This is a genomic window from Pseudomonas tritici (genome assembly GCF_014268275.3).
GTDB classification, from domain to species: domain Bacteria; phylum Pseudomonadota; class Gammaproteobacteria; order Pseudomonadales; family Pseudomonadaceae; genus Aquipseudomonas; species Aquipseudomonas tritici.
Window position 1 is genome coordinate 4,246,438 of the sequence record NZ_CP077084.1, and the last position, 14,445, is coordinate 4,260,882.

General features: G+C 57.1%; 17 protein-coding genes and 1 tRNA gene. 4 read left to right on the top strand and 14 right to left on the bottom strand.

Annotated elements, in window-relative coordinates:
* Nucleotides 1-4 precede the first annotated feature (4 nt).
* Nucleotides 5-811 carry an ABC transporter substrate-binding protein gene (locus HU722_RS19150; RefSeq protein ID WP_065880894.1) on the bottom strand — a complete coding sequence of 269 codons (807 nt, stop codon included), beginning with the start codon at nucleotides 809-811 and terminating at the stop codon, nucleotides 5-7.
* Between the two features lie 68 nt (nucleotides 812-879).
* The gene (locus tag HU722_RS19155; RefSeq protein ID WP_065874059.1) at nucleotides 880-1,548 is read right to left on the bottom strand and encodes a GntR family transcriptional regulator; all 669 of its coding nucleotides are present in this window, start codon (nucleotides 1,546-1,548) and stop codon (nucleotides 880-882) included.
* Nucleotides 1,549-1,932: 384 nt separating this feature from the next.
* Here HU722_RS19155 and HU722_RS19160 point away from each other — a divergent pair, with 384 nt between their 5' ends.
* Nucleotides 1,933-2,784 carry a WaaZ-like lipopolysaccharide core biosynthesis protein gene (locus HU722_RS19160; RefSeq protein ID WP_065890675.1) on the top strand — a complete coding sequence of 284 codons (852 nt, stop codon included), beginning with the start codon at nucleotides 1,933-1,935 and terminating at the stop codon, nucleotides 2,782-2,784.
* A gap of 32 nt (nucleotides 2,785-2,816) precedes the next feature.
* Here HU722_RS19160 and HU722_RS19165 read toward each other — a convergent pair whose 3' ends face one another.
* The 10 genes from HU722_RS19165 to thrS all read right to left on the bottom strand — a co-directional run bounded on the left by HU722_RS19165 (nucleotide 2,817) and on the right by thrS (nucleotide 12,018).
* A complete protein-coding gene (locus tag HU722_RS19165; protein WP_065890674.1) occupies nucleotides 2,817-4,325 on the bottom strand; it encodes a hypothetical protein in 1,509 nt (502 codons plus the stop codon).
* A 237-nt stretch (nucleotides 4,326-4,562) separates the two neighbouring features.
* Nucleotides 4,563-4,639 (bottom strand) — tRNA-Pro (locus HU722_RS19170).
* 90 nt (nucleotides 4,640-4,729) lie between these two features.
* A complete protein-coding gene (locus HU722_RS19175) occupies nucleotides 4,730-5,086 on the bottom strand; it encodes a MerR family transcriptional regulator (RefSeq protein WP_003219935.1) in 357 nt (118 codons plus the stop codon).
* Nucleotides 5,067-5,369 (bottom strand): integration host factor subunit alpha, encoded by a 303-nt coding sequence (gene ihfA / locus HU722_RS19180; protein WP_002553164.1) that lies wholly within the window; start codon nucleotides 5,367-5,369, stop codon nucleotides 5,067-5,069. The genes HU722_RS19175 and ihfA overlap by 20 nt, the downstream gene beginning before the upstream one ends.
* Before the next feature lie 3 nt (nucleotides 5,370-5,372).
* Entirely contained in the window at nucleotides 5,373-7,751 is a 2,379-nt protein-coding gene (pheT, locus tag HU722_RS19185; RefSeq protein WP_065874063.1) for a phenylalanine--tRNA ligase subunit beta, read from the bottom strand.
* A 26-nt stretch (nucleotides 7,752-7,777) separates the two neighbouring features.
* Nucleotides 7,778-8,794, bottom strand: coding sequence for a phenylalanine--tRNA ligase subunit alpha (pheS, locus tag HU722_RS19190; RefSeq protein WP_065874065.1), 1,017 nt, complete (start codon nucleotides 8,792-8,794; stop codon nucleotides 7,778-7,780).
* Nucleotides 8,795-8,903: 109 nt separating this feature from the next.
* Nucleotides 8,904-9,260: a 50S ribosomal protein L20 gene (gene rplT / locus HU722_RS19195; protein WP_003174975.1), complete on the bottom strand. Its 357-nt coding sequence runs from the start codon at nucleotides 9,258-9,260 to the stop codon at nucleotides 8,904-8,906.
* A 29-nt stretch (nucleotides 9,261-9,289) separates the two neighbouring features.
* On the bottom strand, nucleotides 9,290-9,484 hold the full coding sequence (gene rpmI, locus HU722_RS19200) for a 50S ribosomal protein L35 (RefSeq protein ID WP_002553160.1): 195 nt from the start codon (nucleotides 9,482-9,484) through the stop codon (nucleotides 9,290-9,292).
* A 60-nt stretch (nucleotides 9,485-9,544) separates the two neighbouring features.
* On the bottom strand, nucleotides 9,545-10,096 hold the full coding sequence (infC, locus tag HU722_RS19205) for a translation initiation factor IF-3 (protein ID WP_015884933.1): 552 nt from the start codon (nucleotides 10,094-10,096) through the stop codon (nucleotides 9,545-9,547).
* Nucleotides 10,096-12,018: a threonine--tRNA ligase gene (thrS, locus tag HU722_RS19210; RefSeq protein ID WP_024076468.1), complete on the bottom strand. Its 1,923-nt coding sequence runs from the start codon at nucleotides 12,016-12,018 to the stop codon at nucleotides 10,096-10,098. The genes infC and thrS overlap by 1 nt, the downstream gene beginning before the upstream one ends.
* A 367-nt stretch (nucleotides 12,019-12,385) precedes the next feature.
* Here thrS and HU722_RS19215 point away from each other — a divergent pair, with 367 nt between their 5' ends.
* On the top strand, nucleotides 12,386-12,700 hold the full coding sequence (locus HU722_RS19215) for a hypothetical protein (protein ID WP_015884935.1): 315 nt from the start codon (nucleotides 12,386-12,388) through the stop codon (nucleotides 12,698-12,700).
* 289 nt (nucleotides 12,701-12,989) lie between these two features.
* On the top strand, nucleotides 12,990-13,202 hold the full coding sequence (locus HU722_RS19220; protein ID WP_003234260.1) for a cold-shock protein: 213 nt from the start codon (nucleotides 12,990-12,992) through the stop codon (nucleotides 13,200-13,202).
* Between the two features lie 74 nt (nucleotides 13,203-13,276).
* On the opposite strand, the gene HU722_RS19225 is transcribed toward HU722_RS19220, so the two are convergent.
* Together HU722_RS19225 and HU722_RS19230 are read right to left on the bottom strand one after the other, a co-directional pair.
* Nucleotides 13,277-13,597, bottom strand: a complete 321-nt coding sequence (locus HU722_RS19225; protein WP_065874067.1) for an I78 family peptidase inhibitor — start codon at nucleotides 13,595-13,597, stop codon at nucleotides 13,277-13,279.
* Nucleotides 13,598-13,741: 144 nt separating this feature from the next.
* On the bottom strand, nucleotides 13,742-14,050 hold the full coding sequence (locus HU722_RS19230) for a hypothetical protein (protein WP_065890617.1): 309 nt from the start codon (nucleotides 14,048-14,050) through the stop codon (nucleotides 13,742-13,744).
* Nucleotides 14,051-14,221: 171 nt separating this feature from the next.
* Here HU722_RS19230 and HU722_RS19235 point away from each other — a divergent pair, with 171 nt between their 5' ends.
* Nucleotides 14,222-14,434: a hypothetical protein gene (locus HU722_RS19235; protein ID WP_032886978.1), complete on the top strand. Its 213-nt coding sequence runs from the start codon at nucleotides 14,222-14,224 to the stop codon at nucleotides 14,432-14,434.
* Nucleotides 14,435-14,445 lie beyond the last annotated feature (11 nt).

Here is a 14,445-nt window from a genome sequence, read left to right on the forward strand (position 1 = left end):
AACCTCAGTCGAGAGTGTCGCTGCTGACATGCCATTTATTCAGCAACGCGACGTAGCTGCCATCGCTGCGCATGTCGCTGATCACTTGCTGCACGGCGGCGGTCAGTTGCGGGTCGTCCTTGCGCATGCCCAGGCCAGTGAGGATCCGGCTGAACGCCGGCACGCCTTCCTGGAACAGGTCCGGGGCCATCGCGGCGTAGTAGCCGGCCGTTTCCACGGTGGTGCCGTAGGCGTCCACTTGGCTGATGCGCAGGGCCTGGAACGCATCGGTGTCGGTGTTGTAGACCACCAGTTTCATCGGCGGCTTGCCGGCCTTGGCCAGGTTGTCGTTTTGCGTGTCCAGCAGGGTCTTGATGGTAGAACCGTTGAGTACGGCAACCTTGTGCCCGGACAGGTCATCGAGGGTCTTGATGCCTTTGGGATTACCCTTGGGCACCACTACCGACTGGCTGGAATACATGTAGTTGACGATGTCGATCACTTGGCGGCGTTCGGGCTTGTCGAACAGCTGGTCGACGATCATGTCGCACTGCTGGGCGAGCAGCGCCGGCACCAGCCCGGAGAAAGGGATGACCCGCCACTGCACCTTTTTATCGCCCAGGCGCTTGGCGATCTCCAGGCCGAGGTCGACCGTGAGCCCACGCGGTTTCTGCGCTTCGTCGAAGGACACCAGGGGCGGAGAATCCATCCCCGAGCAGTAGGTGAGTTTGTCGACCGTTAACAGGCGATCCGGCACCTGCGGTGCAGCGCAGGCCCATTGGGTACAGAGACCGAGGGAGACAGCCACCAGCAAGGCGCGGCGTTTATGCATGACCAGACACTCCAGTTCGTGGGTACAACGGGGGGCAGGACTCAACGTCAAAACACAGCAGGTCTTTGTTATTTTTCGGCTTGCAGGAACTGGATCAGCGCCGGCACGGTGCCTTCGATGTGCTCGCGCACCACGGCTTCGGCGCGGGCGGCGTCACCGGCGCGAATCGCATCGAGGATCACCGCGTGTTCTTGGCGTGCGCTGAGGGGTTTTTCGCCGTGTTGCAGCCACAGGCGCATGGGCGCTTCCACCAGGGAATAGAGCGCCGATATCTGCTTTAACAGGCGCGGCCGGCCGCTGAGGCTGCACAGGTATTCGTGGAAGGCGCGGTGGCGGCTGACCCACGCGGCGCTTTCGTCGCGGTAGTCGTCCATCTCATCGAGCATGCGCTCCAGCGCCGCCAACTGACGCTCGCCGATACGACCCACCGCGACGCGCACTGCCAGGCCTTCGAGGGCACTGCGCATTTCGAAGACCTCGTGCAATTCGTCGATATCCAGCCCGCTGACGATGGCGCCACGGTTCGGTCGCAACGTCACCAGGCCCTGTGCATCCAGGCGGCGGAAGGCTTCGCGTACCGGCATGCGGCTCATGCCGATCTCGCTGGCGATGTCTTCGGCGATCAGCCGGTCGCCTTTGCGATAGCGACCACCACAAATAGCATCGAGCAGGAAGTTGTAGGCCTCCTCCTCCGCGGTGAGAGGCTGACGGTCAACATAAGCAGGGGCAAATTGCATCGGCAGCACCTTTTGAATTTTTGTATCCAATTATCCACGGATACAAAAAAGCAGAATGTGTGCCAACTTTACCGAGATGAGCCAAGTGATTGATTCAGAGTGAATAGATTGGAAATGCCGAAGGATAAAAGGAAGGATTACGTAGGAAATTGCTACGAAATGGCTCATGAACGCCCCATCCGTGGGCACAAGTAACACGTACGGTTGGATGGCAACATCCTGATCACCGGTGGCACGGAAATGTATTTCCGGTGCCGTATCAAGGACAACAAATCGGTGCGCACCTCAGTGTTCTGAGAGGTGGGCACGGTGTAAAGGGAACTCAGTAGCCGTCATCGGGTCGGCTGATATACGTACTTACATTTAGCCGCAAGGTAGGGCCCGATGAAACAGACGTCCCTCGTCAATGCGAAGCCTGTGGGCAACATCAAGCAGGCTTTGCACACGCCAGATTCAGCGCGACAGCGTTCAAACAAACGTTGCCTGACTACGCAGGATTTCGGTTCTTGTCGGCACATTGAGACAGGTGCCGTTTTCATCATTGCTTCAGGCGCATCGGCAAAGTCGTTTCCTCTCGAGAAATTTGCGCACGTGCCGATGATCACGATGAATGGCGCTATCTCCATGTTTCAGGACACCGACGTCAAACCGTATTTTTATGCCTGCACGGATAGAAGTTTTTCCGAACAGCAGCCGGAATTATTCAAACACGCCATGGCGATCAGCCAGAGGGTCGCGCTTTGGGAAGACCACGCGCGATCGTCGCGTGCTCTCCCAGCAGGGCGGTTATACCCGCTGACCAAAGCTAAAAGACCTTCCTGGCTGGATTCGATACTGGGTAGACGCCGCACGCTGGTCGTCAATCATCCCTTGCTGCCCCATCGCAAAAGACCGCTGGGATTCAGTAAAGACATGAGCCAGGGCTTTTTTGATGCACGAACCGTGGCCTATCTGGCGATACAGTTGGCATTCCACGTGGGATTCAACAAGGTTTTTCTTGTCGGGGTGGATCTGGACCAAAACGCTGGAAGGTTTTACGAGACCCAGGAATCGAAAAACTCTCCCTGCGGACTGGACCAACACTACTTCACACGCATACTGCCGTCGCTTGAGTTGATGTCCAAAAAGGTCATGGGCGAGGACTTCATGGTTTATAACCTGTCTGACATTTCAAGAATTCCGGACAGTGTGGTCCCGCAGGTCACGCTTGCAGAGGTTGAGGCGATGCTCGGGTAGCAGGCGCCAGGTTTATGGTCAGGTGCCCGCCCTCACTCAAAAACCAAAACCTCACACCCCTTAGCCTCAATGATCTGCGCAAACTCCGGCATCCGCGCTACAAACGCTGTTTCAAACGCCAGATACCGATCCTGCGCCCTGAGGTAACGAATCTGCGGTTTCACCCGCACAATATCCTTGGAAGACAGTTTCACCACTTCATTGCTGACCTGATTCCAAAACCACGCCAACGTCTGCGTGCCAAAACTATGAGTCCGGTAATTCCACACCCACCAATCCCCATGTCCACGGGCAACCTGAAGCTGCCCATGAAACGTACGCAACGTGATGACCTGCTTGGGCTGTGTGACGAACAGGCGGGTGTCCTGGCACAGCTCGCTGCCAAAGCCGTCCAACACCGCCTTTGTCGTGGCACCCGTAATGAAGTTGAAGCGCCACGCCAACAGCACAGTCTCCTGGTAGCCCGTGTGCTCAGGGTTCTGCCGCTCGCCTTCGCTGAACAACAGGACCTCGTCACCTCCCAGGTACGCAGTAGACGCCCGTAATTTATAAGCATGAGCCGGCATCGGTTGGGCAGCAACAGCCTGGTGTGCTGCGTCTTGATTCCAAATCCAGCACAGCGCACCGTTGTGCTGCATGAACAGCAAACGGCGCGGGCCGATGGGCAGGATTGTCAGTTCATCCGAGTGCTCGAAAATGACCTCGCTGGCATGCATCGTGATCCGCCAGATCCGCGTCAACTGCTCGGGCTGGTAGAGGCGTTGACGTTCGAAAACCTGCGCATCGACCACCACGCAGGGGTCTTCGAATTCCGGCCATTCCATCTCGGCGGCGCCGAAGCCCTGAATGTCATCGCCTTGATGAATTTCGTACCGGTAACGATCATCCGAAGGGTAAGCACCGCTTGTAGCCCGACGCTTCCACAGGCTGCGCTGAGCGTTGGCATCGATGAGTTGCAAGTCAGCGCCGTCTACACCGTCGCTCCGGCGCTCAAGCATGTCCTGCTCGGTGGGCGGCCATCGATTGTAATCAATCAGAAAGCACAGCCACTGGTCTTCGTCCTGCTCGGTAATGGCGGCCCAACCGTTGCGATAGTTGTATTCATCCACATAGGTGGGCCCGGGATAGTCATGGACGTCCTGCAGCCATTTCAATTTGCTGCGCTTGGGCTTGGTGGGTTTGCGTTCAGTGGCAGGAGGCTTTTTCAGCCCAATCAACGTTGGGGTGAATTGTGGTTCTGCGTTTTGTTGTTGCCAATGCTGTGCAAAAGCCTGGCGCTGATCAGTCGGAAAAATGACCGGTCGATAATCATCGCCACCGGCGTCCAGATTCCACAGGTCGAAGCCGTGGCGCGCCAACACGGCTGCCAACGCCTCAAAGCAGACCTCCGGCATTTCGTTGGAGAGCTCATCCAACAGCGCCTCGAATGGCGCGCCGGAAAACACACTGATATCGGGATAGTAATGCTGGAGCAGCACAAGCAACTCGCCGCCGGGGGTTTTCCAATCGATATGGACCCATGGATCAAAACGAGCTGCCATCGCGAGTGCCTTCCCCTGTGATGTTTTACCTGCGTCATCTTAACCGTAAGCCGAGAAAACAAGCGCCATAGCCGTGTCATCGGGCACGCTGACGACGTACAAGTCCTGAAGGATCAACCTCAGGGTCATAATCATCCGACTCGAAAGATTCAAGAGGCCCGGAATGGCTTGTAAAGGTAAACACGTTAAAAACAAAAAGGGGCCGCGAGATTAATCTCGCGACCCCTTTGAATTATATGGTCGGGACGGAGTGATTCGAACACTCGACCCCTAGCACCCCATGCTAGTGCGCTACCGGACTGCGCTACGCCCCGACTAGGCGTGTTACTGTGTTCGCTTCTTAACGAAGCGAACCGGAATATACCGCAAGCTTTTGAAATGTGGAAGTATTTTAAAAGCCGGAATCACTTCTTCAAAACCACCAGTACATCTTCGAGTTCGGAGATCATCTGGCGGATCATTTGCTTGTATTGGGTCGTGTCGTCTTTGGCTTCATCACCGGACATACGCTGGCGCGCACCACTGATGGTGAACCCCTGATCGTACAGCAACGCGCGGATCTGTCGGATCATCAGCACATCCTGGCGCTGATAATACCGACGGTTCCCGGTGCGTTTGACGGGGTTGAGTTGAGGAAACTCCTGCTCCCAATAGCGCAACACGTGCGGTTTTACCGCACAGAGCTCGCTGACTTCACCAATGGTGAAGTAGCGTTTGCCTGGGATGACGGGTAGCTCGTCGTTATGACTTGGTTCCAGCATAAGCCTCAACTCGGGCCTTCAACTTCTGCCCTGGACGAAAGGTGACCACACGGCGAGCCGTGATCGGGATTTCTTCTCCCGTTTTTGGATTGCGGCCAGGCCGCTGGCGTTTGTCCCGCAGGTCAAAATTGCCGAAACCGGACAATTTGACCTGTTCGTTGTCTTCCAGAGCGTGTCTGATTTCTTCAAAAAACAGCTCGACCAATTCCTTGGCCTCGCGCTTGTTCAGACCCAACTCTTCGTACAGACGTTCCGCCATCTCAGCTTTCGTCAAAGCCCCCATACGTCACTTCCTTAACGTGGCGTTCAACCTTTGTTCGAGCGAGGTGAGGATATTTTGTGTCGTGGTATTCACCTCATCGTCATTAAGAGTGCGCGATGGATGCTGCCAGGTCAAGCCAACTGCTAGGCTTTTTCTATGCGGATCAATACCTTTACCCTGATAGACGTCAAATAGCCTGAGGTCTGTCAGCCATTCCCCTGCATTTTCACGGATTACATCCAGAACCGCAGTGGCGGCCACTTCACGGTCGGCAATCAGCGCCAGGTCGCGGCGCACTTCAGGGAAGCGTGACAGCTCGCTGAATTTAGGCATTTTGCCCGAGGCGACTTCAGCCAGGACCAGTTCGAACACGAAGACCGGACGGTCGAGACCGAGGGTTTTCGACAGTTCAGGGTGAATGGCACCGACGAAGCCCACCAAACGCCCGTCGCGCTCGATACGTGCCGTCTGGCCCGGGTGCAATGCCGGATGGCTACCAGGAACGAAGGTGAAGGCATCCAGAGCACCGGCAAAGCCCAGCACCGCTTCTACGTCAGCCTTGACGTCGAAGAAGTCCACGGCATCGCGGCCCTGCGCCCAGCCTTCCGGCAGACGGCTACCGCACACCACGCCAGCGAGCATTGGCTCTTGTTTCAGGCCGTCGAGTTGGCCGACAAAACGCAGGCCGCTTTCGAACATGCGCACGCGGTCTTGCTGACGGTTCAGGTTATGGGAAAGGGCTTTCACCAGGCCTGGCCACAATGACGAGCGCATGGCGGCCATGTCATTGGAGATCGGATTGGCCAGCAGCAGCGGCTCGACACCGGGATTGAACAGTTCGAACTGCTTTGGATCGATGAAGCTGTAGGTCACCGCTTCCTGGTAGCCACGGGCAACCAGCAGGCGGCGCAGCTCAGGCAGGTGCGCACGCGCCTCAGCCTTGGGTTGCGGTGCCAGGCGCGCTTGCGGGTAACGAACCGGCAGACGGTTGTAGCCGTAAAGGCGGGCCAGTTCTTCGATAAGGTCGACTTCCAGGCTGATGTCGAAGCGGTGACTTGGCACCTCAACGTTCCACTGCCCTTCCCCGCTCGAGGAAATACCCAGGCCGAGGGCCGACAGCAGTTGTTCGATTTCAGCCGGCGCGATCACCAGGCCGAGCATTTGCTCAACGCTCTTCGCGCGCAGGGTGATCGGGGCAACGGACGGCAGGTACTGTTCGTTGACGGTTTCGGTGATCGGACCCGCTTCGCCGCCGGTGATTTCCAGCAGCAGGCCCGTGGCGCGCTCCATGGCTTCACGGGCGAGTTTCCAGTCCACACCACGCTCGTAGCGGTGCGAGGCATCGGTGTGCAGGCCGTAGGAACGGGCCTTGCCGGCGATGGCGATCTGGTCGAAGAAGGCACTCTCAAGGAATACGTCGCGGGTGGTCTCGGACACACCGCTGTGCTCGCCACCCATCACGCCGGCAATCGCCAGGGCGCGGGAGTGGTCGGCGATGACCAGGGTGTCGGCACGCAGGCTGACTTCCTGGCCGTCGAGCAGCACCAGCTTCTCACCTTCTTCCGCCATGCGTACGCGGATGCCGCCGTTGATTTCGGCGAGGTCGAACGCATGCAGCGGTTGGCCCAGCTCCAGCATCACGTAGTTGGTAATGTCGACAGCCGCGTCGATGCTGCGCACGTCAGCACGGCGCAGGCGTTCAACCATCCACAACGGGGTTGGCTTGGACAGGTCGACGTTACGGATCACACGACCCAGGTAACGCGGGCAGGCGTTTGGCGCCAGCACGTCGATCGGGCGTACTTCATCGTGTACCGCAGGCACAGCGGCAACCACAGGGCGGGTGACCGGAGCGTTGTACAACGCGCCCACTTCACGGGCCAGGCCGGCCAGGGACAGGCAGTCGCCACGGTTCGGGGTCAGGTCGACCTCGATGCTGGCGTCTTCCAGTTCCAGATAAACGCGGATGTCCTCGCCCACTGGTGCGTCGGCCGGCAATTCCATCAGGCCATCATTGCCCTCGCCGACCTGCAGCTCCGCCTGGGAGCACAGCATGCCGTTGGACTCGACACCACGCAGCTTGGCTTTCTTGATCTTGAAGTCGCCTGGCAGCTCGGCACCGATCATGGCGAATGGGATCTTCAGGCCCGGGCGCACGTTAGGCGCTCCGCACACGACCTGGAAGGTTTCCGCGCCATTGCTGACCTGGCACACACGCAACTTGTCAGCATCAGGGTGCTGCTCGGTGCTCAGCACCTCGCCCACTACGACGCCGCTGAAAACACCGGCGGCCGGAGTGACGCTATCGACCTCAAGACCGGCCATCGACAGACGAGCAACCAGCTCGTCGCGATCTACCTGCGGGCTTACCCAGCCGCGCAGCCATTGTTCACTGAATTTCATCCTGCTCTCCTAAAGATTCGTTACGACTAGCGAAATTGCGCGAGGAACCGCAAGTCGTTGTCGAAGAACAGACGCAAGTCGTTCACGCCGTAACGCAGCATGGCCAGACGCTCAACGCCCATGCCGAAGGCAAAGCCCGAGAACTCTTCCGGATCGATGCCGGACATGCGCAGCACGTTGGGGTGAACCATGCCGCAGCCCATCACTTCCAGCCAGCCAGTCTGCTTGCAGACGCGGCAGCCTTTACCGCTGCACATTACGCATTCCATGTCGACTTCAGCGGACGGCTCGGTGAACGGGAAAAACGATGGACGGAAACGCACCGCCAACTCCTTCTCGAAGAACACGCGGAGGAATTCTTCGATGGTGCCTTTGAGGTCGGCGAAGTTGATGTCGCGATCAACCAGCAGGCCTTCGACCTGGTGGAACATCGGCGAGTGAGTGATATCCGAGTCGCTGCGGTACACACGGCCTGGGCAGACAATGCGGATCGGCGGCTTGTTCGCTTCCATGGTGCGGACCTGTACCGGCGAGGTATGGGTGCGCAACAGCATGTTCGCGTTGAAATAGAAGGTGTCGTGCATCGACCGGGCCGGGTGATGACCTGGGATGTTGAGCGCCTCGAAGTTGTGATAGTCGTCTTCGACCTCAGGGCCTTCGGCGATGCCGTAGCCGATGTGGGTGAAGAACTGCTCGATACGTTCCAGAGTCCGGGTGATCGGGTGCAGACCGCCCGAGGTCTGGCCACGGCCAGGCAGGGTGACGTCAATGGACTCGGCCGCGAGCTTGGCCGCAAGATCGGCCTCCTCGAGCGACGCCTTGCGCGCATTGAGAACCTCTGTGACACGCTCCTTGGCGACGTTGATCAGCGCACCGACTTGCGGACGCTCTTCTGCCGGCAAATTCCCCAGGGTCTTCATCACCTGAGTCAATTCACCCTTTTTGCCAAGGTAGTGAACCCGGATTTGCTCCAGGGCATTGATATCTTCAGCGCTTTGCACAGCCTCAAGAGCTTGAGCGACGAGCGCGTCCAGGTTTTCCATGTACAGACTCCAGATACAAAATAGGGGAAGAGCTTGAAGGCTCTTCCCCTATTTATGACGTTTACCACCTAGGGCTGCAGGAGCAACCCAGGGTGACTGTCGGGGGTACTTAAGCCAAGGTGGCTTTAGCTTTCTCGACAATCGCAGCAAACACCGCTTTTTCGTTCACGGCCAGTTCAGCCAGAACCTTACGGTCGATTTCGATGGACGCTTTTTTCAGGCCAGCGATGAAACGGCTGTAGGACAGACCGTTAACACGTGCACCAGCGTTGATACGAGCGATCCACAGAGCGCGGAACTGACGTTTTTTCTGACGACGGTCACGGTAGGCGTATTGGCCTGCCTTGATTACCGCTTGCTTGGCAACACGGAATACGCGTGAACGCGCGCCGTAGTAGCCTTTAGCGAGTTTCAGAATTTTTTTGTGACGTTTACGGGCAATGACGCCACGCTTTACACGAGCCATGAGTTACTTCCTCTATCTTGATCCAAAAATTAACGAAGGCGCAGCATGCGCTCGACTTTTGCCACGTCAGACGGATGCAGCAAGCTGCTACCGCGCAGTTGACGCTTACGCTTGGTCGACATTTTGGTCAGGATGTGGCTCTTGAAAGCGTGCTTGTGCTTGATACCGTTAGCAGTTTTCAGAAACCGCTTAGCAGCACCACTTTTAGTCTTCATCTTTGGCATGTTCGGATACTCCGCATTCAGTTGATAAACATAATCAGAAGGCCTGCCGTGCCCTGTTGATTACTTCTTCTTTTTCGGGGCGATGACCATGATCAGTTGGCGTCCTTCCATCTTAGGATGCTGTTCGACCGAACCGTACTCGAGCAGGTCAGCTTCAACCCGCTTGAGGAGTTCCATCCCCAGCTCCTGGTGGGCCATCTCACGGCCGCGGAATCGCAAGGATACCTTGGCCCTGTCCCCATCACTCAGGAAACGTACCAGGTTGCGCAGTTTTACCTGGTAATCCCCTTCCTCCGTCCCTGGACGAAACTTGATTTCTTTTACTTGAATCTGCTTCTGGTTCTTCTTCGCTGCGGCAACCTGCTTCTTCTTTTCGAAGATAGATTTGCCGTAGTCCATCACCCGACAAACAGGTGGGATTGCATCGGCGGAAATTTCCACCAGGTCCAGCTTGGACTCTTCTGCAATACGAAGCGCTTCATCAATCGAGACGATGCCAATCTGCTCGCCATCAGCGCCAATTAACCGAACCTCGCGTGCCGAGATATTCTCGTTGATCGGGGCTTTCGGTGCAGCTCGTTTATCTTGTCTCATTTCACGCTTAATAATAATTACTCCGAATCTGGGCGACCACGCCGGGAAACCGCTTGCGCGAGGAACTCAGCGAACTGGGCGACGGGCATCGAGCCCAGGTCAGCACCTTCACGAGTACGCACAGCGACAGTCTGCATCTCGACTTCCCGATCTCCAATAACCAAAAGATAGGGAACCTTGAGCAAAGTATGCTCGCGGATTTTAAAGCCGATCTTTTCATTTCTCAAGTCGGACTTGGCACGAAATCCGCTTTCGTTGAGAGTTTTTTCAACTTCAGCGGCAAAATCTGCCTGTTTATCAGTGATATTCATGATCACTGCCTGGGTCGGAGCCAACCACGCGGGGAATGCACCCTCGTAGTGCTCGATCAGGATCCCGACGAACCGCTCGAACGAGCCGAGGATCGCCCGGTGCAGCATAACCGGGTGTTTACGGCTGTTGTCTTCGGAGACATATTCGGCTCCCAGACGGATCGGCAGGTTAAAATCGAGCTGCAGGGTACCACACTGCCAGACGCGGCCAAGGCAATCTTTCAGTGAGAACTCGATCTTCGGACCGTAGAACGCCCCCTCACCCGGCTGCAGATCGTACGCAAGGCCCGCGCTGTCGAGCGCTGCGGCCAGTGCAGCTTCGGCGCGATCCCACAGTTCGTCGGAGCCAACGCGTTTTTCCGGACGAGTGGACAGCTTCATTTCGACTTCGGTGAAGCCGAAATCGCGGTAAACGTCCATGGTCAGCTTGATGAAAGCAGCGGATTCAGCCTGCATCTGCTCTTCGGTGCAGAAGATGTGGGCATCGTCCTGAGTGAAGCCGCGCACGCGCATGATGCCGTGCAGCGCACCCGATGGCTCGTTACGGTGGCAGGCACCGAACTCGGCCAGGCGCATTGGCAACTCGCGGTAGCTCTTCAGGCCCTGGTTGAACACCTGCACGTGGCATGGGCAGTTCATTGGCTTGATGGCGTAGTCGCGGTTTTCCGACTGGGTGGTGAACATATTGTCGGCATAGTTGGCCCAGTGCCCGGATTTCTCCCACAGGCTACGGTCAACAACCTGAGGCGTCTTGATCTCCAGGTAGCCGTTCTCGCGCTGCACCTTGCGCATGTACTGCTCAAGCACTTGGTACAGGGTCCAGCCGTTCGGGTGCCAGAACACCATCCCCGGCGCTTCTTCCTGGAGGTGGAACAGGTTCAGGCGCTTGCCAATCTTACGGTGGTCACGTTTTTCGGCTTCCTCGATGCGCTGGATGTAGGCAGCCAGCTGCTTCTTGTCAGCCCAAGCGGTGCCGTAGATCCGCTGCAGTTGCTCGTTCTTCGCGTCGCCGCGCCAGTAGGCGCCGGACAGCTTGGTCAGCTTGAACGACTTGAGGAAGCGCGTGTTCGGCACGTGCGGGCCGCGGCACATGTCGACATATTCTTCGTGGTAGTACAGGCCCATGGCCTGCTCGTCCGGCATGTCTTCCACCAGACGCAGCTTGTAGTCCTCGCCACGGGCGGTGAACACGTCGATCACTTCGGCGCGCGGCGTGACCTTCTTGATCACGTCGTAATCTTTTTCGATCAGCGCGTGCATACGCTGCTCGATGGCCGCCAGGTCGTCCGGCGTAAAAGGACGCTCGTAGGCGATGTCGTAATAGAAACCTTCGTCAATGACCGGGCCGATCACCATTTTCGCGGTGGGGTACAGCTGCTTGACCGCATGGCCAATCAGGTGAGCGCAAGAGTGGCGAATGATCTCGAGCCCCTCTTGGTCCTTGGGCGTGATGATTTGCAGGCTGGCATCGGAGGTGATCAGGTCGCTGGCGTCAACCAGCTTGCCGTCGACTTTACCGGCCACAGTGGCCTTGGCCAGGCCAGCACCAATGGATGCGGCGACCTCGGCTACGGATACCGAATGATCGAAAGAACGTTGACTGCCATCGGGAAGAGTAATAGTTGGCATGGCGCCTCCTCTCCTAGTGGTGACCCCTACCAAAGGTCACGTGGGTTGGGATGAGCCAGTACAAGATCCAACACCAGGCCGTTCAGTAATGAACGCCTGCCTTACAGCGGCAGGAGCCTTTCGGCCAACCGATAATCAGACCAGAGTGACTGGAGTGAGCTAAAAAGAACATGGCAAGACGGCAAATGGCGCGCCTGGAAATAGCCAGGACGAGGATGCTAGCACAGATGAACGGTCATAGCGCCGCCGCCATCTTGCCTAAACACAAATTCCGGCCTTTATAGCTGCAAAAGTGAACTTGAGCTATACGCAATGCCTCAAACCCACTGAGAATCGCCGTTCGTCCTCGACCCAAAGGAGCATCCTCATGATGCGTTTCACCTCTACCCTCGCTCTCGCCGCTTCCCTGACCCTCCTTTCCCTCGGCGCACAGGCAGCTGCCCCGTCGAACTGGCCAGCCGGTGCTCGCGACAGCTTCGTCAGCGATTGCAGCGCAGCTGCCAGCCAGAACGTGGATGCCAAAACTGCCAAAGCCCATTGCGAATGTGGCGCTGACAAGATCAACGCCGAATTGAGCACTGCAGAGATCAAGGAACTCATGACCAACCAGAACGCCAGCCCGGAGCTCAAAAACAAAGCAGTCGCGGCTATTTCGTCCTGCAAAGTCGTGAAGAAAAAGTAAGATTTTCGTCCGATCACATGCCTGTTTTGCCGGAAAAACGGCCCGAAAACTGCCGTTTCTCACAAATTACGCAGCTTTTACGGCTTTTTTTACGAGCTGATATTTCGAGCTAAAGCCCCGTAAACCGGGGCTTTCAGCCGATCAGAGCATCAAACGTAACGCTATTGATTAGCAAACAATGCCTTGGGGGGGCTCCCAAGCCGAACATTTCGACTATGATAGCCCTGTGTGCCCAGTTGGCCTGAGCAGCACAGCACTACTGAAAATATATGTTTCTTGGAGATACACCATGTCTAATCGCCAAACCGGCACCGTTAAATGGTTCAACGATGAAAAAGGCTTCGGCTTCATCACTCCTCAAGGTGGCGGTGACGACCTGTTCGTACACTTCAAAGCTATCGAAAGCGACGGTTTCAAAAGCCTGAAAGAAGGCCAAACCGTTTCCTTCGTGGCTGAGAAAGGCCAAAAGGGTATGCAAGCAGCACAAGTTCGCGGCGAGTAATTCTCCGCTGAGCTAAAAAAAACCCCGTCCATGTGACGGGGTTTTTTGTGGGCGCTGCAAAAACCAGGAGAGGCTTAGCCGCAATTGACCCGTGTGATCACCAGGTTGTCGTCGGTGTTCAGGTTCAAGCGGTCGGAGCGGTATTCCAGGGTAATCATGTCGTTCGGCTTGAGGATTCGTGCGTTCTGCGCACCGGCACGGGTACGCGCCTGCTCCAGCAACTGGGGCGAGGCTTTCTGGCCTACGGTGAATTCGGCGGCCTTCGACTCACAGCGGCTGTGACCGGCATCGGCCACGGCGGCGTCTTTGGCTGGCTCAGAGGCACCTGGGGTGCTGCAACCCGCCAACGCGAGTGCGGCCAACAAAGTACCGAATGATGCGAGCTTCCAAGGCATGAAGCCTCCTATGATAAAAAATGGACAGAGATCGTGCGACAGCGATTGGCCGGATTGGTTTCAAGACGTAAACCGCCGCAGGGCAAGTCTGCCTGAGTCTCGACAGGCATTCGCCCGGTCAATCGTGACCAGATATGAATGAAATCAGTAGATGTCGATGTAGGCGAATTCTGGCTCTGGCCAGTTCTGTTTTAACGCGTTGAAAATCTGCGTCACCCAGACCTCATCGCTGGCGGCCACATTGCCTACGTATCCGGAGCCTTTGGCCCAGGTCTCCAGGCGAAACAGCAACCCGCCGACATCCACACCGCCTACAGCGCTGCCTGAAGAGATAAAAGCGATTCCGGCTTTGGTCACCCGCAACTGGGTATGCTCGTCGTCACTGGCACTGGCGAGCAGTTGGCGCACATTCGCCAGGGTCAGGTTCTCGGGGTTGTTCAGGTCGATCTGCACGTGGTGTTCCCCGGCAATTAAACAGGCCGACAGTGTCGCACAGCGCCGACCTCATTCCGAGGCGCCTCATGCCTAAGTATCAGTGCCAAACGCAACGTAAAATGGTTAACTGCCCCGCTAAGAACCGCGTTCCAGCGCACTACACAGCACTTTCAGCCCCGCGAGATAGTCATGACCACCGTAACGCTCCAAGCCGACATCAAAGCCAAGTGGCCCCAGGGACAGAGCTCCTACAGCCCCGGCAGCCCGGAGGAATTGGCGATCATCGGTATCGACCTGCTGGTCAAGGAACTGGGCACACAAGCGGCGCAAGCGTTCATCGGCCAGGTATTCGAGAAATACCCGGCCGACCACATGGGGGCACACAACCCCGAACGTGAATAAGAACCGGCCGC